This window comes from Nonomuraea sp. ZG12 (genome assembly GCF_052068115.1).
Taxonomy (GTDB): Bacteria; Actinomycetota; Actinomycetes; order Streptosporangiales; family Streptosporangiaceae; genus Nonomuraea.
Map to the genome: position 1 here is coordinate 770,267 of NZ_JBQHCW010000002.1, position 19,356 is coordinate 789,622.

Below are 19,356 nucleotides of genomic sequence, written 5' to 3' on the forward strand. Positions count from 1 at the left end.
CGCGCCAAAAGCTATCAGGCCAGGTGGATGTCACCGCCTACCGGGAGTGCCGTGCCCGGCGGCGAGGCCGGGCACGGCGGGAGACTAGAGCCCGTACTCCTTGACGATCCGCTCGTGCCGCTCGACCTCAACGTCGACCTCGCGGGCCAGGTCGAGCCAGGCCAGCGGGTGGGACCAGCGCTCGGTGGCGTCGTCGAGCAGCGCGTCGACCTCGACGGCGGTGACGTTGGGCGGCACCGCGACCCAGCCGAACACACCGGGGATCTGCTCGCCGCTCGTCGGGTGGGTCACCTGGTAGTTGTCATCGCTGTAGACCCACATCGGCCAGCCGCGCTCGGCCATGACCTCGGTGAACTCGGTCCAGTCCTCGTCGCTCGGCGCGGCGCCGTCGAAGAAGTAGCTGGTGTAGCCGCCGGGCCGCAGGATGCTCACCGCGGCGAAGGGCGGCACGAAGTTCTGCTGCTCTTCGGGGTCCTCCGGCAGCGGCTCCAGCAGCTGCGGGTCGAACACGACCAGGTCGCCCGCGTTGTAGTCCATGCCGCGCGGCTGCGGCAGCGCCAGCCTGGCGGTGGCCGGGCCGGTGCGGATGGACAGCACCTGACGCTGACCGCCGTCGGGCGCGGGGAGGATGAGCCTGATGAGGCCCATCTCCTCCTCGATCGGCCCCTCGGTGGACTTGATCGGCATGCCGAGCTTGGCGGCGCCCTTGCGGACGGTCACCCAGTCCTCGGCGGCGGTGGCCATGACGATCATGCGCCAGACGTCTTCGTCGGTGAGCTCGTCGAGCACCTCCAGCAGCGCCGCGGCGCCCCTGGCGTTCTCGTCGATCTGCTGGGCGGCGCCCGCGACGAGGCGGCGCGCCTCCACCCCGGCTCCGGCGGCCACCGCGTGCTGGGCCTCGTCGAGCGCCTCCGGCCAGCGCTCGCGGGCGCTGTGCAGGCGGGCCAGCGCCAGGTGCTTGGCGTCGTGGGGCAGGGTCGCGGCCATCTGCTCCAGCCGCTCGTCCTGACGCGCCTCGATGAGCAGCGTGGTGAGGTAGGCGATGTCGTCGGCGTCGGCGGCGGCGATGTCGCCGGTGTCGACGAGCATCTTCCAGTAGATGTCGGCGCCGGTCGTCGGGTAGCCCAGGAAGCCCATCGTGGTGGTGTGGCGGCGGGTGGCCTCGATGTCCTTGCCGGACAGCGGGGCCAGCCAGCCGACCCAGCGCTCGGGGTCGGCGTTGTAGCCGTCGGCGGCGTCGAAGTAGGCGACGCGCTCCGCGACGGGGCCGGGGGCCGGGGGCTCGGTGGTCGCGTCGGCGGCGGCGCGCAGCTCGGCGATCCGCTCCGCGACGCCGGTGGCGTCACGCAGCTCCCCGGCGGCGGACTCGGCCAGGTCGGCCAGCAGCCGGGCCTGCCACACGCCCTGCCTGGCGATGGCCAGCTCGCCGGCGATCAGCGAGAGCTCGACGCGGGAGCGGTAGCCGCCCATCATGCCGAAGTAGTCGACCCACTGGCGCAGCACGCGGCCGAGCTGCCAGGTGTTGGTGATCTGGGAGGAGTCGCTCAGCTTGTTGACGGCGTGCGCCCACTCGACGAACACCCTCGGGTGCTCGCCGACCACGTCGAGGTCGGGCAGCGCGTCGACGGCCTCGGCGACGCGGCCGAGGGTGGCCAGGATGAGCGCGCGGCGGACGCCGTCGCGGTGCTCCTTGGCCACCGGGTCGTCGGCCTGGAAGCCGCCCGCGGCCTGCAGCGCGGTCAGCGCGTCCTCGGCGCGGCCGGCGGCGAGCAGCGCGCGGGCGCTCTCGGCGCCCAGCTCCCAGCTGGCCTCGCGCCCGGCGGCGCGCAGCCGCTCGACGGCGGACTCGGCGTAGGTGACGGCCTCGCCCGCACGCCCGGCGTCGACCAGGGCCGCGACATACTGCGTCACCAGGCCGGTGTAGGCGGGGTCGGTCGGCTCGAGCTGCTCGATGGCGGCGCCGACGGTCTCCAGGCGCTGCGCGGCGTAGCCGGGGCCGTCGGTGTTGGCCCAGACGAGGGCGAGCGCCTCCACCGCGGCCGGCGCGGCCGGGCAGGAGCGCACCTCTTCGCGCTGAGCGAACGCGAGCAGCTGCTCGGCGTCCCCGACGGCGACCGCGCCCTGCGCGCGGTCGCCGATGCGGCCGAGCAGGTGCCAGTAGCGGGCGTAGAACTCCAGCCACGGCTGCTCCAGGGTCTCCGCCTGCTGCGAGATGGCCGGAGCCATCACGTCGAGCTGCGGGAAGCGCCCTTCGTAGGCCTGTGCGGGGAGGTCTCCCAGCGCCATGGCGAGGCCAACGTTGCCCGCTTCAGAAAGCTGCTGCTGGGTTTCGCCGACCCAGGCCCAGATGTCCACGTCCATGAGACGTCAGTCTGCCAGGTCAACGAGCGTGCCCAAAACGCAGAAGCTCGATGAGCTCGTCCGATTCGTCATTGTTGAGGGGAGAAAATACTGAAGCCATCAGATCATCGGTGACATCCTCGACCGCCGCACGGCGTGCGATCAGGTCGGGGTCCGGCTTCGCATAGGGCTCCGGCCATTCGAAGAACCTGGCGGCGATCTCACCGGACGCCTGCCCGAAGGGCGTCGCGTCGTGGTCGGCCGCGAGGGTCGCCTGCAGGGGATGCAGGCCCGCGGCGATCACCGCGTTGGCGTGCAGGCCACCGCGCAGTTCGCGTACGACGTGCATGAGCTGGGCGGCACGCGCGGGCGGGTCGCCGGGCAGGGGCACGGCCCGCCATCCGGCGAACAGCGGGGCGCCGATCGGCGAGGCCTGTCGTACGACCCGTTCGAGCAGCTCGGCGATCCTGGCACAGCCGTCGTGGTCGCCGAGCCTGCGGCGTCCCCATGCCGCCAAGGCCCCGGCGTAGAGCTCGACCGCCCGCTCGACCGGCATCTTGCGGCCGCCGTTCCAGTTCTTCTCGACGTGCCCGTACGGGAAGAAGACGGCGACCGAGGTGACGACGTCGGCGTCGCACTCGCCGAGCACGCCGCACCGGCCGCGGAAGTAGAGCTCGCGCGGGCCGAGACCGTGCTCCTCGCAGAGGGCCTTGGCCTCTCGGGAGATCATGAAACCGCCGCCGAGTTGCCCGATCGGCGCCTTGACTCGGACGGCCGTGGTCCGCGGATCAGCCATGTCCACCCCTCTCAGTCCAGGAAGTGAACTCAGCATCCCCTAGGAGAACATCATTCTGCAAGCGTCAGCTCGCCGGAGGCGACGATGACCGCGGGGCCGCGCAGATAGCTGGTGTCGTGGTCGAGGATCACGGTGAGCGAGCCGCCGGGCACGTCCACCGTCCAGGTGCCCGTGGTGTCGCCGGACAGCGCCGCCGCGGCCACGGCCGTGGCGACCGCACCGGTGCCGCAGGAGCGGGTCTCGCCCGAGCCCCGCTCGTAGACGCGCATCACCGCCCGGCTGGTGCCGACCGCGTTGAACAGCTCGATGTTGACGCCCGTGGGGAAGACACCCGGGTCGAAGCTCGGCTGGTGGCCGAGGTCGAGCTGGACGACCGGGTCGCCGATCGAGCACGCCAGGTGCGGATTGCCGACGTCGATGTGCAGGCCGAGGTACTCCTGGCCGCCGACGCTCGTGACGCTCTCGCCCCGCACCACCGGCAGGCCCATGTCGACGGTGACGTCACCGGTGGCCTCGACCCGCACCTTCCTGGTGCCGCCCCGGGTGGCCACGCCGAACTCGCCGGGGGCCTCCAGGCCCGCCTCGACCAGGTAGCGGGCGAAGACCCGGGAGCCGTTGCCGCACATCTCGGCCATGCCGCCGTCGGAGTTGCGGTAGTCCATGAACCACTGGGCGTCGCCCGCCTGGTCGGCCACCTCTGGAGCCAGCTTGGTGCGCACCACGCGGAGCACGCCGTCCGCGCCGATCCCGGCTCTCCTGTCGCAGATCTTCGCGATCAGCGACGTCGGCAGGTCCAGCTCGCCGTCGAGATCGGGAAGGATGACGAAGTCGTTCTCGGTGCCGTGCCCCTTGAGAAAGCGCATGGCACAATTTTATGCCGACGCGTCGCCCGCTATCCGCGCCAGGGACCGGTCAAGCAGATCCGGGGCGTCGTAGGGCAGCCAGCACACGCGCGGGTCGCGCCGGAACCACGACTCCTGGCGTCGCGCGAACCTCCTGGTCAGCCTGACCGTCTCGGCGAAGGCCTGCTCCTCGGTCCACTCCCCGGTCAGATGGCGGATCACCTGGGCGTAGCCGAGCGCCCGGCTCGCGGTGCGGCCCGCCGCCAGGCCCTGCCCGAGCAGGCGGCGCACCTCCTCCACCAGCCCGGCCGCCCACATGCGCTCGACCCTGACCTCGATCCGCCGGTCGAGCTCGGGCCTCGGCACCTCCAGCCCGATCTGCACGCTCGGGTAGAGCGCCTCGTAGGACGGCATCGTCGCCGAGAACGGCCTGCCGGAGTGCTCGATCACCTCCAGCGCCCGCACGATGCGGCGCCCGTTGCTCGGCAGGATGGCCGCCGCCGCCGCCGGGTCCAGCTCGCGCAGCCTGTCGTACAGCGGCGCGGCCCCGCGCTCGTCGAGCTCGGCCTCCAGCCTGGCCCTGATCTCCGGGTCGGTGCCGGGGAACTCCAGGTCGTCGATCGCCGCCCGGACGTACAGCCCGCTGCCGCCGACCAGCACGGGCACGCCGACGGCGTCGATGACGGCCCTGGCCAGCCGCTGGTACTCCGCCACGCTGGCCGTCACCGTCACGTCCCAGACGTCCAGCAGGTGGTGCGGGACTCCTCGCTGCTCGGCGGGCGTGAGCTTGGCGGTGCCGATGTCCATGCCGCGGTAGAGCTGCATGGAATCGGCGTTGACGCACTCGCCCCCCAGCCGGAGCGCGAGGTCCACGGCGAGGTCCGACTTCCCGGCCGCGGTGGGACCCACGACGGCGATCACTGACTTGCGCACACCGACCAGTGTGTCAACGCTCCGGGTGTGCCCGAGCCGGTCAGAGGTCGAGCAGCGTCGGCTGCAGGTAGCCCTCATGGGTCAGCAGCCAGCGCTTGGTCTCCACGCCCACCCCGCCGCTGAACCCGCCGAGCCCGTTTCCCGCCACCACCCGATGGCAGGGCACCACGATGGGCAGCGGATTGCCGCCCATGATCGAGCCGATGCCCCGCGCGGGCACTCCGGTGCCGCTGCGGGCCGCCAGCTCCCCGTAGGTGACGACCGTGCCGTACGGGATCTCGTACAGCGTCTGCAGCACCTTGCGGCGCGAGCCGGAGGTGAGCCGCCAGTCGATCGGTGTCGTGAAACGCCGGGACTCGCCCGCGAAATAGGCGTCGAGCTGCTCGACCACGGAGGTGGTGCGCCCCGGATCGGCCGCCTCGGGGAGGCGGAGGCGCTCGCGCAGCGCCGCCTCGGAGCCCCAGCCGGAGGCGACCAGGCCGTCCTCGGTGACGGCCAGCACGAACGGCCCGACGGGGGTCGGCACCTCGGCGAACGCGACCGTGGTCATCAGATCCTCACCTGGCATCTCCTGGAAAGTCATATCGTACGCCGCGGGTCGGGAAACGCCGGTATCCGTCCTGAACGTCTAGCATCTCGCTCGTGGCCCGTGAACTCGTCGTGCTCGGCACCTCCAGCGCCGTGCCCACCCGGCACCGCAACCACAACGGCTACCTGCTGCGCTGGGACGGTCAGGGCTACCTCTTCGACCCCGGCGAAGGGACGCAGCGGCAGATGCTGCACGCCGGGGTGAGCGCCAACGACGTGCACTGGATCTGCGTGACGCACTTCCACGGCGACCACTGCCTCGGCGTCCCCGGCCTGGTCCAGCGCATCGCCCGCGACCGTGTCCGGCACCCGGTCCGGGCCGTCTTCCCCGCCTCCGGCGAGGCCTACTGGCGCAGGCTCCGGCACGCCGCCCCGTTCGCCGACACCGACGTCATCGAGGAGCACCCGGTCGCGGGCCCGCTCGCCGCCGTCGGCCCGCTCACCGCGCGCCGCCTGTCACACCCCGTCGAGTCGTACGGCTACCGCGTCCAGGAGCCCGCCGGCACCCGCATGCTTCCCGAGAAGCTGGCGGCGCACGGCATCCGCGGCCCCGACGTGGGCGAGCTCCAGCGCTCCGGCTCCGTGCGCGGCGTCACGCTCGCCCAGTGCAGCGTCCCGAGGCCCGGCCAGTCCGCCGCCTTCATCATGGACACCCGCCTGTGCGACACCGCCTTCGAGCTCGCCTCCGGCGTCGACCTGCTGATCATCGAGGCCACGTTCCTGTCCTCCGAAGGGCCGCTGGCCAAGGAGTACGGCCACCTGACGGCGTTCGAGGCCGGCCTCGTCGCCGCCGACGCGGGCGTACGGCACCTCGTCCTGACGCACTTCTCCGAGAGGTACGGTTTCGCCCACGAACCGGCCTTCCTGGAAGAGGTACGGCGCACCTACGACGGGGACGTCACCCTGGCCAGGGACCTCATGCGGATCCCGGTGCCCCGCCGCCGTCACTGACCACGTAGAGCAGGGCGGCCATGCTGGTGCCGCAGACGAGGTCGCGCCGGTCGATGAGCCCGCGGATGTCCGCGAGCGGCACCCATGCGACCCTTTCGGCCTCCCAGGGGTCGGTGGGCGGACCGATGCGGATGGCGCCGTCGGCGCGGAAGATGTGGTGCGCCGAGTCGGACAGGCCGTTGGTCGGCTGCGTGTACAGCAGCGGCCGCAACGGGCCCGGCCGCCAGCCGGTCTCCTCCTCGGTCTCCCGAGCCGCGGCGGCCGCTGGCTCCTCCCCCTCTTCGATCTTGCCGATGGGGATCTCCCAGCCCCACGAGTCGGTGATGAAGCGGTGCCGCCAGAGCAGCAGCACCCGGCCCCGGTCATCGGTGACCACCGCACCCGCTCCCGGCGCGGTCCGGATCAGGCGATGGTCCAGGCGCGTGCCGTCGGGCAGCTCCACGTCGGCGACCCGGACGTCGAGCCAGCGGTCGGTGTAGAGGGCTTCTTCGGAGTGGACCTGCCAGCGCATGCGGCGTGCTCCCAGCGTGGATGCCTTGCTCTCGGCCCTACGCTACAAGCGCGCCGCCTCGGCGGAGTGCGGATGCCGCTCCCAGAGCCCGGCGAAATACCCCACCCCGTAGGGCGCCGCCTCGGCGAGCACCCGGCCCGCGAACTCCCCGCCGCTCGCCGCGCCCGCCAGCACCTGCAGCGCCGCCCGCCCGCCGACCCACAGCCGGTCGGCCTCGGCCGCGTCCAGGGCCGCGAGCGCTTCCCCGTCCGCTCCGGCGACCGCGCGCACGAGCAGGTCGTTGTACGGGCGAGCCGCCGGGTCGTGGTGCCCCGGGGCCCTCGGGGTCAGGCAGGCCGATCCGTCGGCCATCACCAGCAGCGCCACCCTGCCCTCGCCCGCCAGCTTCGCACCGAGCGCCAGGCAGTCCTCGGGCTCGGCGGCCGAGGCCACCGCCTGGAAGGCGACCGCGCCGGGGCCGTCTTCCAGGCCGCTCTCCAGGAGCCAGCGCCCGACCGTCAGCGACAGGGGCAGCACCGGCTCGCCCCGGCCGACCCTGACGGCCACGCCCCACGGGCGCAGCGAACCCGCCGCCTGCGCGCCGTACCGTCCGGTGAGACCCGCGCCGCCCACGACGACCAGCAGGTCAGGACTCGTGTCGCGGAGCGCGGCGACCGCGGTGCGGCAGGCGGAGCGGAGCTCGTCCAGCTCGGCCTGGGCGGCGCCGGCCAGGGCGGGGACGAGCAGCGGGGTGTGCGGGCAGACGGCCGCGGCGACAAGCACAGCCGACAGCGTAGCGACGGCCCTCCCGCCCCCACCGCCCCAGGCCCTTCGCCCTTCGCCCTTCGCCCTTCGCGGCTAGTGGAGCTGGTAGGGGTCGCGTCCTTCGCTGACGGCCTGGATCATTCTGGTGGCGTAGCCGTGCGCCGCCTCGTGCAGGCCGTGGCCGTAGCTCACTCGGGCCACCCCCAGCTCGGCCAGCCGTTCCAGGCTCGGCGTACCGGGGGCGAAGAGGATGTTGACCGGCCCTCCCACCTCGCCGACCAGGGCCTTGATACCGGCCTCGTCCGCGAGCCCGATCGGGTACACGCAGTCGGCTCCGGCCGCCAGGTAGCTGCGCGCCCGGTGCACGGCCTCGGCACGGGCGCGGTCGGGGTCCGACTCGCCTCTGATGTAGGCGTCGATCCTGGCGTTGATCACCAGCTCCTGCCCGGCCGCGGCCCGCACCTCGGCCAGGAACGCGGCCTGACGCTCGGCCTCGATCAACTCGCCGGAGCGGGGGTCGGAGTCCTCCAGGTTGCAGCCCACCGCTCCCGTGCCGAGCAACCGCTCGACCAGTTCGGCGGGATCGAGACCGTAGCCGCGCTCCATGTCGGCGGTCACCGGCACGTCGACGACCCTGACGACGCGTGCGACGGCGGCCAGCATCTCGGCCACCGGGGTGGCTTCGTGGTCCTCGTAGCCGAGCACCCGGGCGACGGCCGCACTTCCGGTGGCGACCGCCGCGAACCCCGCCTCGCGTACGGCCACCGCGGAGGCGGCGTCCCAGGCGTTGGGCAGGATCAAGGGCTTGCCGGGCACGTGCAGCGCACGCAGCACGGCTACTGCTGCTGTGTCAGTCGTCATACCCGCTGATCTTAGGGACGGGGTGGCCTGGCACGCAGGTCCAATAACAGCGAATAAAGGCTGACCACTTCAGGCCACACGGTCCTACGGACGCGTGAATCGCGCGGTCCGCGGTGCCGGAGAGCGACGGACGCGTGAATCACGCGGTGTACGGGTGCCGGAGGGTGACGGAACCCGGTGGATCGCGCGTGCCTGAGGGGCTCGGAGGTGGCGGCCGCTGTGATTCACCGTGGCTTGAGGGTGCCTGAGGAGTGAGTCACGCGGCCTGAGGTGGGTGGCGCGGCTCCCGGACCGAAGGGTGACGGACCGTGTGCCACAACCGTGGGGGTGGGTCAGCACGGATCGGGCCCCGCGCTGCTCCGCCTTGGGGGTGGGTCAGCAGCCGCTCTTGGCGCACTGGCCGGTGACGGCGCCGGCCGGGCCGTCCGCCGGGGTGTCGGCGGCGTCCTCCGGTGCCGGCTTGGACGGGCTCGTCGTGGGCTTCTTCGCCGGCTTGTCGCCGGTGTCAGACTCGTCCCTGTCGCGCGCGTCTGTGCCCGCGGAGCCCGTGTCGGTCGACGCCCTGTCAGCGGTGTCGCCTGTGCCGGGTGTGTCAGCGGTACCGGTGTCGGCCGTGTCACCGAGGTCGTCGGTGGTGTCGCCGACTCCGTCGTCGGCGGTGCCCTCGGCCGTTTCCTTGGAAGGAGCGTCGTCGCCCTTCGAGGTCTTCTCGTCCGGGGCCTCCTGCTCGGCGGGAGGCGCCTGATCGCCCGGAGGCGCCTGCTGGCTCATCTGTACGGGGGTGTCGCCGCCGCTGACCATCACGTAGCTGACGCCACCCACGGCCAGTGCGGCCACGAGGACGGATGCCGCGATGGCGACGATCTTTTTGGGGTTTCTGCCGGACCTGCGATGGTCGCCCGGTCCGTCGAGGATGTCCTGACGATCCGGCTCGGTCGGATCTTGCATGGCCTACAGCTCCTGCGGTCGTATCGGGAAAGCTCTCCGGCTTCCGCGGGCGATGGACCACACTAGCCGCAACAGTGGAATGCTCGCGCACCAATCACGAAGGAATCACGACTTGTCCCCCCTTCGAGCTATTCGCCCAGGTAGCTACAACCGGTTCGCACCTGCGGCGGGCGTCGCCACGGTCCTGGCCATCGCGGGACTCGGAATTCTCCTGGCGTTCACTGGTCCTCGAAACCCGGTACGGAAAAGCGCTCCCGAATTCGATCAGGAAAACGCGCTTTTCCATGGATCAAGAACGCCGTCGCATTCTCCTTGGTCAACGCCGGTTTCGAGCCCATCCTCCAGGCTCACGGCGCGAGCGAGCTCTGTCCCCGCCCACCGCCCCTCCCGCTCCTCTGCCCCGGGCACCGTCGCCCCCGGCTGGGTGCGCGTACTCCCGGCTCCCACCCGCGACGCCGGCTCGCCGGCGCCGCGGACCGGCACGCCTGCCCCGGCACGGGCGGCCACCCCGGACGCGCGGCCCTCCCCGCTGATCACAGCGGCCCGCGAACCCGCTGTCCCGGAACCCGCCGCCCCTGAACCCGCCGCACCCGAACCCGCCGCCCCTAAGCCGGTCCCTGAGCCGACCGTCCCGGCGCCTCGCGCCACTGTCCCGGCGCCTCGCGCCACCGTCCCGGCGGGGCCGAACCCGTGCGCCACGTTCCAGGACTTCCGGTCCGACTACTGCAACCGGCTGCTCGACGGCCTTCGCCGATGACGTACGTGAATGCGCGGTGAGATCCGGTCACCTCATCCGGCCGGCATCCGTCATCAGGAGTGAGACCGCACTGACGACGGAAGGAACCGAATCGTGAACGCGCGTATGAAGAACCCGGCCATGGTCCTGCCCGGCGCCCTGCAGGCGCTGACCTCGCTGGCCAAGGCCACCGAGCAGGCCGGGGTGCCGGCGACCACCCTCTACCTGGTCCACCTGCGCAGCAGCCAGATCAACGGCTGCGGCGTCTGCGTGGACATGCACGCCAAGGAGCTGCGGCAGGCGGGCGAGAGCGACGAACGCGTCTTCGCGGTGGCCGCCTGGCGGGACACCCCGTACTTCAACGACGCCGAACGCGCCGCGCTGGCGCTGGCCGAGGCGGTCACCCGGCTGGCCGACCGATCGGACCCGGTGCCGGACGAGGTGTGGGACGAGGCCGCCGACCTCTACTCGGAGCAGGAGCTCGCCGCCCTGATCACCGCCATCGCCACGGTCAACCTCTGGAACCGCCTCAACGCCACCACGAGGCAGGTGGCGGGCTCAGCCTGGTAAGCGGCCTGGTGGTCAGCGTACGGAGCAGCCGTCCGCCGCCGGGAGAGGCGCGGGCCGGCCGATCGCGGGCATCCCCAGCAGGACGCCGGGCCCCGCGGCGGGCGCGCCCTGCCGTGACTCCCACGCGTCGCCGGCCCGGGTGCGGCGCAGGCCGCGCACCGGCCCGTCCGCCACCAGGTGGTGCGGCGCCGCGTACGTCACCTCGACCGTCACCATGTCGCCGGGCCGCGGGACCTCGTCGCCCACGGCGAAGTGCACGAGCCGGTTGTCGGCGGCGCGGCCCGACAGGCGGCGGGTGGCGTCGTCCTTGCGGCCCTCGCCCTCCGCGACCAGCACTTCCAGGGTCCGGCCGACCTGCTTCTTGTTCTCCTCCCAGGAGATCTCCTCCTGCAGGGCGACCAGGCGCTCGTAACGCTCCTGGACGACCTTCTTGGGCACCTGGTCCGCCATGGTCGCGGCCGGGGTGCCCTGACGGATGGAGTACTGGAAGGTGAAGGCGTTGGCGAAGCGGCTGCGTCGTACGACCTCCAGGGTCTCCTGGAAGTCCTCCTCAGTCTCGCCGGGGAAGCCGACGATGATGTCGGTGGAGATGGCCGCGTCGGGCATGGCCGCGCGGACGCGCTCGATGATGCCGAGGTAGCGCTCGGCGCGGTAGGAGCGGCGCATCGCCTTGAGCACCCGGTCCGAGCCCGACTGCAGCGGCATGTGCAGCTGGTGCATGACGTTGGGCGTCTCGGCCATGGCGGCGATGACGTCGTCGGTGAAGGCGGCCGGGTGCGGGGAGGTGAAACGGACCCGCTCCAGGCCCTCGACGGCGCCGCAGGCGCGCAGCAGCTTGCCGAACGCCAGCCGGTCGCCGAACTCGACGCCGTAGGTGTTGACGTTCTGGCCGAGCAGGGTGACTTCGAGGACGCCCTGGCCGACGAGGGTCTCGACCTCGGCCAACACCTCACCGGGGCGCCGGTCCTTCTCCTTGCCGCGCAGCGACGGCACGATGCAGAAGGTGCAGGTGTTGTTGCAGCCGACGGAGATCGCGACCCAGGCGGCGTAGGCGGACTCGCGCTTGGTGGGCAGCGTCGAGGGGAAGACCTCGAGCGACTCCTTCAGCTCGACCTGCGCCTCGCCCTCGATGCGGGCGCGCTCCAGCAGCACGGGCAGGGAGCCGATGTTGTGGGTGCCGAAGACCACGTCCACCCACGGCGCCTTGCGGACGATCTCGCCCTGGTCCTTCTGGGCCAGGCAGCCGCCCACGGCGATCTGCATGCGCGGGTTGCTCATCTTGGCGGGCCGCAGATGGCCGAGGTTGCCGTAGAGGCGGTTGTCGGCATTCTCCCGGACGGCGCAGGTGTTGAACACGACCACGTCGGCGTCCGCGCCATCGGGCGCGGGCACGTAACCGGCGTCCTCCAGCAGGCCCGACAGCCGCTCGGAGTCGTGGACGTTCATCTGGCACCCGTATGTGCGCACTTCGTAGGTGCGGGCGCTCTCCTGGGTCAAAGTCATGGCATGTTCAAGGGTAGTCGGTTTACGGCTCGGGACAGCCGTGAGAGGCTAAAAGTCCAGCTTGACGGCACGATGTGATCGGATCGGTACCCCACAGTTAGTGACCAGCGTCCTTCCTACCTCTACCGTTTGGGTCCATGACGGAGAACGGTGACGTAACTCCACTCGTGCAGATGGAGAACGTCAACAAGCACTTCGGGGCATTGCACGTCCTGAAGGACATCAACTTGACCGTCTCTCGTGGCGAGGTGCTGGTCGTCATCGGTCCTTCCGGCGGCGGGAAGTCCACGCTCTGCCGGACGATCAACCGGCTGGAGACGATCGACGGCGGGAAGATCATCTTCGACGGTCAGGTGCTGCCCGAGGAGGGCAAGGGACTGGCCAGGCTTCGGTCCGAGGTCGGCATGGTGTTCCAGTCGTTCAACCTGTTCGCGCACAAGACGATTCGGGAGAACGTCACCCTCGGCCCCACCAAGGTGCGCCGCCAGGCCAGGGCCGAGGCGGACACCCGGGCGATGGAGCTGCTCGAGCGGGTCGGCATCGCGGCACAGGCGGACAAATACCCTGCCCAGCTCTCGGGCGGCCAGCAACAGCGGGTGGCGATCGCCCGAGCGCTGGCCATGGACCCGAAGATGATCCTGTTCGACGAGCCGACCTCGGCACTGGACCCCGAGATGGTGCAGGAGGTGCTCGATGTCATGATCGGGCTGGCTCGTGACGGAATGACGATGATGGTCGTCACGCATGAGATGGGCTTCGCCCGTAGAGCCGCCAATCGGGTGGTGTTCATGGCCGACGGGCAGATCGTCGAAGAGAACACACCTGACGAGTTCTTCACCAACGCGCAGACCGAGCGGGCGCGTGACTTCCTTTCGAAGATCCTCACGCACTGACATGAAGAGGCAGGTAAACATGCACATGCGTCGAGTGGGAGCGGTGTTCTCCATGGCGGCCCTCGCCGCCGGGTTGAGCGCCTGTGGCGGTGGCGGGGAGACCTACGCCACCGTGGCCGACAAGATCAGCGGCGGCGGCACCGTCGTCGTCGGCACCAAGTGGGACCAGCCGAGCTTGGGCCTGAAGGTGGGTGCGAACCCGGAGGGCTTCGACGTTGACGTCGCCAAGGCCGTGCTCAAGGAGGTCAACGGCGGCAAGGACGTGCAGATCGAGTGGAAGGAATCTGCCTCGTCCAACCGCGAGCCGTTCCTGCAGAACGGCACGGTGGACATCATCTTCGCCACTTACTCCATCACCGAGGAGCGCAAGCAGAAGGTCACCTTCGGCGGCCCCTACGTTCTCGCGCACCAGGACGTGATGGTCCGCAAGGACGACACCTCGATCGCCGCCCCGAAGGACCTCACGGGCAAGAAGATCTGCAAGGCCGCGGGCTCCAACTCCTACAAGCGGATCACCGACCCGCCGCCGGACGGCGAGCTCGACCTTGACGCCACCACCGTCGACGCCGCCAACTACTCCGAGTGCATCCAGAAGCTGGGCGGCAGCAACCTCGACGCGGTCACCACCGACGACCTGATCCTGGCGGGCTTCGCCAAGCAGGCCGGTGGCAACTTCAAGGTGCTGGGCCAGGGCTTCACGGACGAGAAGTACGGCATCGGCCTGAAGAAGGGCGACACCAAGACGTGTGAGGCCGTCAACACCGCGGTGAAGAAGCTGTGGGACAACGGCACCATGAAGACCCTGCTGGACAAGTGGTTCGGCGGCATCGAAGGACTGAAGCTGTCCGAGGCAGCGCCGCCCGCCGAGGGCTGCAGCTAGTCACATCAGAGGCGGCGGCCGGGATCCGGCCGCCGCCGTCCTATGCGGTGGAGCACGATGGACGAACTGATCAAGTACGCGCCCGACCTCGCGGAAGGCTTTTTGGAGAACGTCAAGCTCTCCCTCGTGGCCGCGGTCGCTTCCCTCATTCTCGGCACGATCCTGGTGGCGATGAGGGTCTCCCCCACCCCGGTGCTGCGCGCGGCGGCCACCTTCTACGTCAACGTGGTGCGTAACACCCCCCTGACACTGGTGCTGGCCTTCTCCGCGCTCGGCCTCAGCGACCAGCTCGGCCTGATCTTCTCCGAGACGCCCAGGACCAACTCCTTCTGGATCGTCGCGATGGGCCTGTCGCTCTACACGGCCTCCTTCGTGTGCGAGGGTCTGCGCGCGGGCATCAACACCGTTCCCCTCGGCCAGGCCGAGGCGGCCAGGGCGATCGGGCTGACGTTCATGCAGTCCCTGTCGCTGATCATCCTGCCGCAGGCGTTCCGCGCCGTCATCGCGCCGCTCGGCAGCGTGATGATCGCCATGATCAAGAACACCACGGTGGCGACCGCCGGCGGGTATCTCGCCGACGCCGCGGCCGTCATGAAGATCACCTTCGACACCACCGGCGCGTCGATCCCGATCTTCATCGGGCTCATCCTGGCCTTCATGGCCCTGACCATGCCCATCGGCTACTTCACCGGCTGGTTGGCCCGACGCCTGGCGGTGGCCCGATGACCTCCGTTCTGTTCGACGCTCCCGGACCGCGCGGGCGGGTGCGCAACCACCTGCTCACGCTGCTCAGCGCCGTGGCGGTGGCGGCCGCCCTGTTCTGGGTCTACCGCGGCTTCGACGCCAAGGGGCAGTGGGAAGGCAAGATCTGGGAGCCGTTCCTGCTGGCCGACACCTGGGAGCACTACATCATCCCGGGCCTGGTCGGCACGCTGAAGGCCGCAGGGGCGGCCGCGGTGCTCGCGCTGGCCTTCGGCGCGATCTTCGGCCTGGCACGGCTGTCCGACCACGCCTGGATCCGCGTCCCGGCGGGCCTGGTGGTCGAGGTCTTCAGGGCCATCCCGCTGCTGCTGCTGATCTTCTTCATCTTCTACCTGGCGCCGACCATGTTCGGCGGCGGCGACTACGCCTTCATCGCCGTGGTGCTCGGCCTGACCCTCTACAACGGCTCAGTGCTGGCCGAGGTCGTCAGGGCGGGCGTGCACTCGGTGGCCAAGGGGCAGTCCGAAGCGGCCTTCGCCATCGGCATGCGCAAGAACCAGGTGATGCGCATGGTGCTGCTGCCGCAGGCGGTCACCGCGATGATGCCGGCGATCGTCAGCCAGCTCGTGGTGCTGCTGAAGGACACCGCCCTCGGCTACATCATCGCCTACGTGGACCTGCTCAACGTCGGGTTCAAGATCCTTCCGGCGGTCCACTTCGGCTCGCTGATCCCGGCGGCGATCGTCATCGGCATCATCTACGTGATGCTGAACATGGCGCTGAGCTACCTGGCCAACCTGCTCGAACGGCGTAGCCGGCGCAGCCGCAAGACCTCGGCCAAGCCGGTCGCGCCTCCCGGCGCGGAGGCCATCGGCCTGCGGTCCGGCGGCGGGCTGGACAGCACCGACTAGAGACGGCGTGGATCAACCGGCACACAGCGGCGGGGATTTCCGGCAGGATTCGGTTATGCCCGCCGCTTCGTGGCTCTCGCCCATCTCCACGACCCAGGTCGCCCGCGCGGGGGTCCGCGCGGGCTGGCCCAGCGCGCGCGACGGGCAGGCGTGGTGGACGGAGGACCGTCCAGAAGAGGGCGGCCGGACCACCATCGTCCATCGCGTCGCCGACGGCACCCGCCGCGAGCTGCTGCCCGCCCCCTGGTGCGCCCGCACCCGCGTGCACGAGTACGGCGGCCGTCCCTACACCGTGACCCCTGACGGCGCCGTCGTCTTCGCCAACCTGGCCGACCAGCGCCTCTACCTGCTCGACGGCACCATCACTCCCCTCACCCCGGACGGCGAGAACGCCCGCTACGCCGACCTCCTCGTCCACGACGGGCACGTCTGGTGCGTACGCGAGCACCACACCGACGACGGCAAGATCTCACGGGCGATCGTGTCCGTCCCGCTGAGCGGCGGCCGGCCCCGCGAGCACGTCACCGGCCACGACTTCTACGCCTTCCCCACTGTCTCCCCCGACGGCCGGCACCTCGCCTACGTCTGCTGGGACCACCCGCGCATGCCGTGGGACGGCACCGAGCTGCGCCTCACCCGCCTGTCCGACGGCCTGTCCTGGCCGATCCAGGGCGGCACGTCGGAGTCGGTCCTGGCGCCCCAGTGGAAGGACCACGAAAGCCTCTACCTGATCTCCGACCGGTCCGGCTGGTGGAACCTGTACGAGCTCGGCCTCCAGGGCGGCCCGCCGCGGCCGCTGTGCCCGATCGAGGAGGAGTTCGCCTGGCCCCTGTGGTACCTCGGCGGCCTGCCGTACACGATCCTCGACGACGGCCGGCTCGCGGTCCTGCACGGGCGCGGTGACCTGCGGCTGGGGCTGCTGGACCCGCGCACGCGGGTCCTCACCGACGTCCCCACCGGCTACGGCGGCTGGGAGCCCGCGCTGGCCGCCGACGGCACGTCCCTGATCGGCGTGGCGTACGGCGCCGCCACGGCCAGGTCGATCGTCCGGTTCGACACGGTGAGCGGACGGGCCGAGGCGGTCAACGGCGGCGCGACGCCGCCCGACCCCGCCTACCTGCCGGCACCGCGGGCGGTCGAGCTGCCCGGCGAGGACGGCCCCGTGCACGCCTTCCTCTACCCGCCGACGAACCCGGCCGAGACGGTCGAAGAACCGGCCCCCTACGTGGTCTTCGTGCACGGCGGGCCGACCGGGCACGTCGGCACCGCACTCGACCTGGAGAAGGCGTTCCTCACCTCGCGCGGGATCGGCGTGCTCGACGTCAACTACGGCGGCTCCACCGGCTACGGCAGGGCCTACCGGGAGCGGCTGAAGGGGCAGTGGGGGCTGGTCGATGTCGCCGACACCGTCGCGGCCGCCCGCTGGCTCGCCGCCGAGGGGCTGGCCGACCCGGACCGCATCGCCATCCGCGGCGGCAGCGCCGGCGGATGGACCGTGATGGCCGCCTGCTGCCGCTCCGGCGTGTTCGCCGGCGGTGTCTCCTACTACGGCGTGAGCGCCCTGGCCCCGCTGAACGCGCACACCCACGACTTCGAATCCCGCTACGTGGAGTGGCTCGTCGGCCCGGACGACCCGCACGTCTACGCGCAGCGCGAGCCGCTCGCCCTGGTCGGCGGGGTGACCTGCCCGATGCTGCTCCTGCAGGGACTCGACGATCCGGTCGTGCCGCCCGAGCAGTCGGCCGCCTTCGCCGACGCCCTGTCCGAACGCGGCGTCTCCTGCACCTACCTCGCCTTCGAGGGGGAGTCACACGGCTTTCGCCGCGCCGAGACCCGCTCCGCGGCGCTCGCCGCCGAATACGCCTTCTACCAGCAGCTCTTCACCTGACGCCAGCTCTGTGAGGCCGGCTTCTCGCCCGAGACCGACTTTCGCCGACGCCGGCTTCTCGTCTGAGGCCGGCTTTCGCCCCAGGGCCGCTTTTCGCCTTCTCGCCGGAGGCGTCAGCGGGCGAACTCCGTCGCCCGCGACTCCCGCACCACCGTGATCCGGATCTGCCCCGGATAGGTGAGCTCCTCCTCCACCTGCTTGGCCACGTCACGGGCGATCACCTGGGCCTGGATGTCGTCGATCGCGCCCGGCTTGACCATCACCCGGATCTCGCGCCCGGCCTGCATGGCGAAGACCTTCTCCACCCCCTCGTAGGACTGCGCGATCTCCTCCAGGCGCTCCAGCCGCTTGACGTACGCCTCCAGCGACTCGCGGCGGGCGCCGGGACGGCTGCCGCTGATGGCGTCGGCCGCCTGCGTCAGCACCGCCTCGACCGTGCGCACCTCCACCTCGCTGTGGTGCGCCTCGATGGCGTGCACCACATCCTCCTGCTCGCCGTAGCGGCGCGCGATCTCCGCTCCGATCAGCGCGTGACTGCCCTCGACCTCGTGCGTGAGCGCCTTGCCGATGTCGTGCAGGAGTGCGCAGCGCTTCATCAGCGGCTGGTCCAGCTTGAGCTCGGCGGCCATGATCCCGGCGATGTGCGCCGACTCGATGAGGTGCTTGAGGACGTTCTGCCCGTAGGAGGTGCGGTATCTGAGCTGGCCGAGCAGCAGGGTCAGCTCCGGGTGCATGTCGGTGATGCCCAGCTCGACCAGGGCGTCCTCACCCGCGCGGGCGCACAGGTCCTGCACCTCCGCGCGGCTGCGCTCGTGGGCCTCCTCGATCCGCTGCGGATGGATGCGCCCGTCCAGCACGAGCTTCTCCAGGGTGAGCCGGGCGGTCTCCCTGCGCACCGGGTCGAAACAGGACAGCAGCACGGCCTCGGGCGTGTCGTCGATGATCAGGTTGACGCCCGTGGTGGACTCGAACGCCCTGATGTTGCGCCCTTCGCGGCCGATGATCCGGCCCTTCATCTCATCACCCGGCAGGTGCAGGACGCTGACCACCGACTCCGCCGTCTGCTCCGCCGCCACCCGCTGCACCGCCAAGGTCACGATCTTGGTGGCGCGCTTCTCGCCCTCCTTGCGGGCCTCCCCCTCGATCTCCCGTACGATCAGCGCGGCCTCGCGCTTGGCCTGGTTCTCGATCTCCTTGACCAGCTCGGCCTTGGCCTGCTCCGAGGTGAACCCGGAGACCCGCTCCAGGATGACCCGCCGCTCCTCCTCGACCTGCAGCAGCTCAGCACGCCGATCGGCGAGCTCGACCTCGGTCTCGGCCAGCTTGCGGTCACGCTCGGCCTGTCGCCGGGCCTCCTCGTCCAGCCGCTGCTCCCGCTCGGCCAGCCGGCCCTCCCGGCGCTCCAGGTCGGCGCGCAGCTCCTTGAGCTCGGTCTTGAGGAGCCGGCTCTCCTCCTCGACCTCGGTGCGCATCCGCGCCGCCGACTCCGCCGCCGACTCCGACCTGCGCAGAATCTCCTCCGCGTCGGACTCGGCCTTGAGACGGATCTTCCCGGCCTCCTCACGCGCCTGCTCAAGCTCGGTGTGTACGGCTTCGACCTGCTCCGGAGTGGGCTTGGCGGCCTTCGGGACGCTGCCCGAGGTGCGCCGGACGACGATGTAGAGAGCCGCCATCATCCCGCAGGTCAGGACGAGCACCGCCACCGACAGCACTACGACAAGCGGCCCCATGTACGCCCCGCCCTCCTCGCGTCGTCAAC

18 protein-coding genes are annotated in these 19,356 nt (G+C 71.0%); 7 read left to right on the forward strand and 11 right to left on the reverse strand.

Annotated elements, in window-relative coordinates; translation table 11 throughout:
• Nucleotides 1-84: 84 nt before the first annotated feature.
• From ACTMTF_RS10615 to ACTMTF_RS10635, 5 genes are read right to left on the reverse strand one after another with little or no spacing between them, the layout of a single operon-like run.
• Nucleotides 85-2,361 (reverse strand): tetratricopeptide repeat protein, encoded by a 2,277-nt coding sequence (locus ACTMTF_RS10615; RefSeq protein WP_441110439.1) that lies wholly within the window; start codon nucleotides 2,359-2,361, stop codon nucleotides 85-87.
• Between the two features lie 19 nt (nucleotides 2,362-2,380).
• A complete protein-coding gene (locus tag ACTMTF_RS10620; RefSeq protein ID WP_441110440.1) occupies nucleotides 2,381-3,136 on the reverse strand; it encodes an SCO6745 family protein in 756 nt (251 codons plus the stop codon).
• 50 nt (nucleotides 3,137-3,186) lie between these two features.
• Nucleotides 3,187-3,999 carry a diaminopimelate epimerase gene (dapF, locus tag ACTMTF_RS10625; RefSeq protein ID WP_441110441.1) on the reverse strand — a complete coding sequence of 271 codons (813 nt, stop codon included), beginning with the start codon at nucleotides 3,997-3,999 and terminating at the stop codon, nucleotides 3,187-3,189.
• Between the two features lie 9 nt (nucleotides 4,000-4,008).
• Nucleotides 4,009-4,911: a tRNA (adenosine(37)-N6)-dimethylallyltransferase MiaA gene (miaA, locus tag ACTMTF_RS10630; protein ID WP_441110442.1), complete on the reverse strand. Its 903-nt coding sequence runs from the start codon at nucleotides 4,909-4,911 to the stop codon at nucleotides 4,009-4,011.
• 40 nt (nucleotides 4,912-4,951) lie between these two features.
• On the reverse strand, nucleotides 4,952-5,461 hold the full coding sequence (locus tag ACTMTF_RS10635) for a methylated-DNA--[protein]-cysteine S-methyltransferase (RefSeq protein WP_441110443.1): 510 nt from the start codon (nucleotides 5,459-5,461) through the stop codon (nucleotides 4,952-4,954).
• Between the two features lie 92 nt (nucleotides 5,462-5,553).
• Here ACTMTF_RS10635 and ACTMTF_RS10640 point away from each other — a divergent pair, with 92 nt between their 5' ends.
• Nucleotides 5,554-6,450: a ribonuclease Z gene (locus ACTMTF_RS10640; RefSeq protein ID WP_397009294.1), complete on the forward strand. Its 897-nt coding sequence runs from the start codon at nucleotides 5,554-5,556 to the stop codon at nucleotides 6,448-6,450.
• On the opposite strand, the gene ACTMTF_RS10645 is transcribed toward ACTMTF_RS10640, so the two are convergent.
• From ACTMTF_RS10645 to ACTMTF_RS10660, 4 genes are all read right to left on the reverse strand, one after another.
• On the reverse strand, nucleotides 6,416-6,961 hold the full coding sequence (locus ACTMTF_RS10645; RefSeq protein ID WP_441110444.1) for an NUDIX domain-containing protein: 546 nt from the start codon (nucleotides 6,959-6,961) through the stop codon (nucleotides 6,416-6,418). The genes ACTMTF_RS10640 and ACTMTF_RS10645 overlap by 35 nt on opposite strands.
• Nucleotides 6,962-7,003: 42 nt before the next feature.
• Nucleotides 7,004-7,723 carry a hypothetical protein gene (locus ACTMTF_RS10650; protein ID WP_441110445.1) on the reverse strand — a complete coding sequence of 240 codons (720 nt, stop codon included), beginning with the start codon at nucleotides 7,721-7,723 and terminating at the stop codon, nucleotides 7,004-7,006.
• 75 nt (nucleotides 7,724-7,798) lie between these two features.
• Entirely contained in the window at nucleotides 7,799-8,566 is a 768-nt protein-coding gene (locus tag ACTMTF_RS10655; RefSeq protein WP_441110446.1) for an isocitrate lyase/PEP mutase family protein, read from the reverse strand.
• Nucleotides 8,567-8,941: 375 nt separating this feature from the next.
• Nucleotides 8,942-9,514, reverse strand: a complete 573-nt coding sequence (locus ACTMTF_RS10660; protein ID WP_441110447.1) for a hypothetical protein — start codon at nucleotides 9,512-9,514, stop codon at nucleotides 8,942-8,944.
• Nucleotides 9,515-10,364: 850 nt separating this feature from the next.
• Here ACTMTF_RS10660 and ACTMTF_RS10665 point away from each other — a divergent pair.
• Nucleotides 10,365-10,820, forward strand: coding sequence for a carboxymuconolactone decarboxylase family protein (locus ACTMTF_RS10665; protein ID WP_441110448.1), 456 nt, complete (start codon nucleotides 10,365-10,367; stop codon nucleotides 10,818-10,820).
• Nucleotides 10,821-10,832: 12 nt separating this feature from the next.
• Here the strand turns inward: ACTMTF_RS10665 and miaB are convergent, their stop codons facing one another.
• Nucleotides 10,833-12,323: a tRNA (N6-isopentenyl adenosine(37)-C2)-methylthiotransferase MiaB gene (gene miaB / locus ACTMTF_RS10670; protein ID WP_397009280.1), complete on the reverse strand. Its 1,491-nt coding sequence runs from the start codon at nucleotides 12,321-12,323 to the stop codon at nucleotides 10,833-10,835.
• A 173-nt stretch (nucleotides 12,324-12,496) separates the two neighbouring features.
• On the opposite strand from miaB, the gene ACTMTF_RS10675 reads away from it, so the two are divergent.
• From ACTMTF_RS10675 to ACTMTF_RS10695, 5 genes are read left to right on the forward strand one after another with little or no spacing between them, the layout of a single operon-like run.
• Nucleotides 12,497-13,216 carry an amino acid ABC transporter ATP-binding protein gene (locus ACTMTF_RS10675; protein ID WP_397009802.1) on the forward strand — a complete coding sequence of 240 codons (720 nt, stop codon included), beginning with the start codon at nucleotides 12,497-12,499 and terminating at the stop codon, nucleotides 13,214-13,216.
• A 19-nt stretch (nucleotides 13,217-13,235) separates the two neighbouring features.
• The gene (locus ACTMTF_RS10680) at nucleotides 13,236-14,096 is read left to right on the forward strand and encodes a glutamate ABC transporter substrate-binding protein (RefSeq protein WP_397009278.1); all 861 of its coding nucleotides are present in this window, start codon (nucleotides 13,236-13,238) and stop codon (nucleotides 14,094-14,096) included.
• A 57-nt stretch (nucleotides 14,097-14,153) separates the two neighbouring features.
• The gene (locus ACTMTF_RS10685; protein ID WP_441110449.1) at nucleotides 14,154-14,822 is read left to right on the forward strand and encodes an amino acid ABC transporter permease; all 669 of its coding nucleotides are present in this window, start codon (nucleotides 14,154-14,156) and stop codon (nucleotides 14,820-14,822) included.
• Nucleotides 14,819-15,709, forward strand: coding sequence for an amino acid ABC transporter permease (locus ACTMTF_RS10690; RefSeq protein ID WP_441110450.1), 891 nt, complete (start codon nucleotides 14,819-14,821; stop codon nucleotides 15,707-15,709). The genes ACTMTF_RS10685 and ACTMTF_RS10690 overlap by 4 nt, the downstream gene beginning before the upstream one ends.
• A 55-nt stretch (nucleotides 15,710-15,764) precedes the next feature.
• A complete protein-coding gene (locus tag ACTMTF_RS10695) occupies nucleotides 15,765-17,597 on the forward strand; it encodes a S9 family peptidase (protein WP_441110451.1) in 1,833 nt (610 codons plus the stop codon).
• Between the two features lie 113 nt (nucleotides 17,598-17,710).
• Here the strand turns inward: ACTMTF_RS10695 and rny are convergent, their stop codons facing one another.
• Nucleotides 17,711-19,327: a ribonuclease Y gene (gene rny / locus ACTMTF_RS10700; RefSeq protein WP_441110452.1), complete on the reverse strand. Its 1,617-nt coding sequence runs from the start codon at nucleotides 19,325-19,327 to the stop codon at nucleotides 17,711-17,713.
• Nucleotides 19,328-19,356 lie beyond the last annotated feature (29 nt).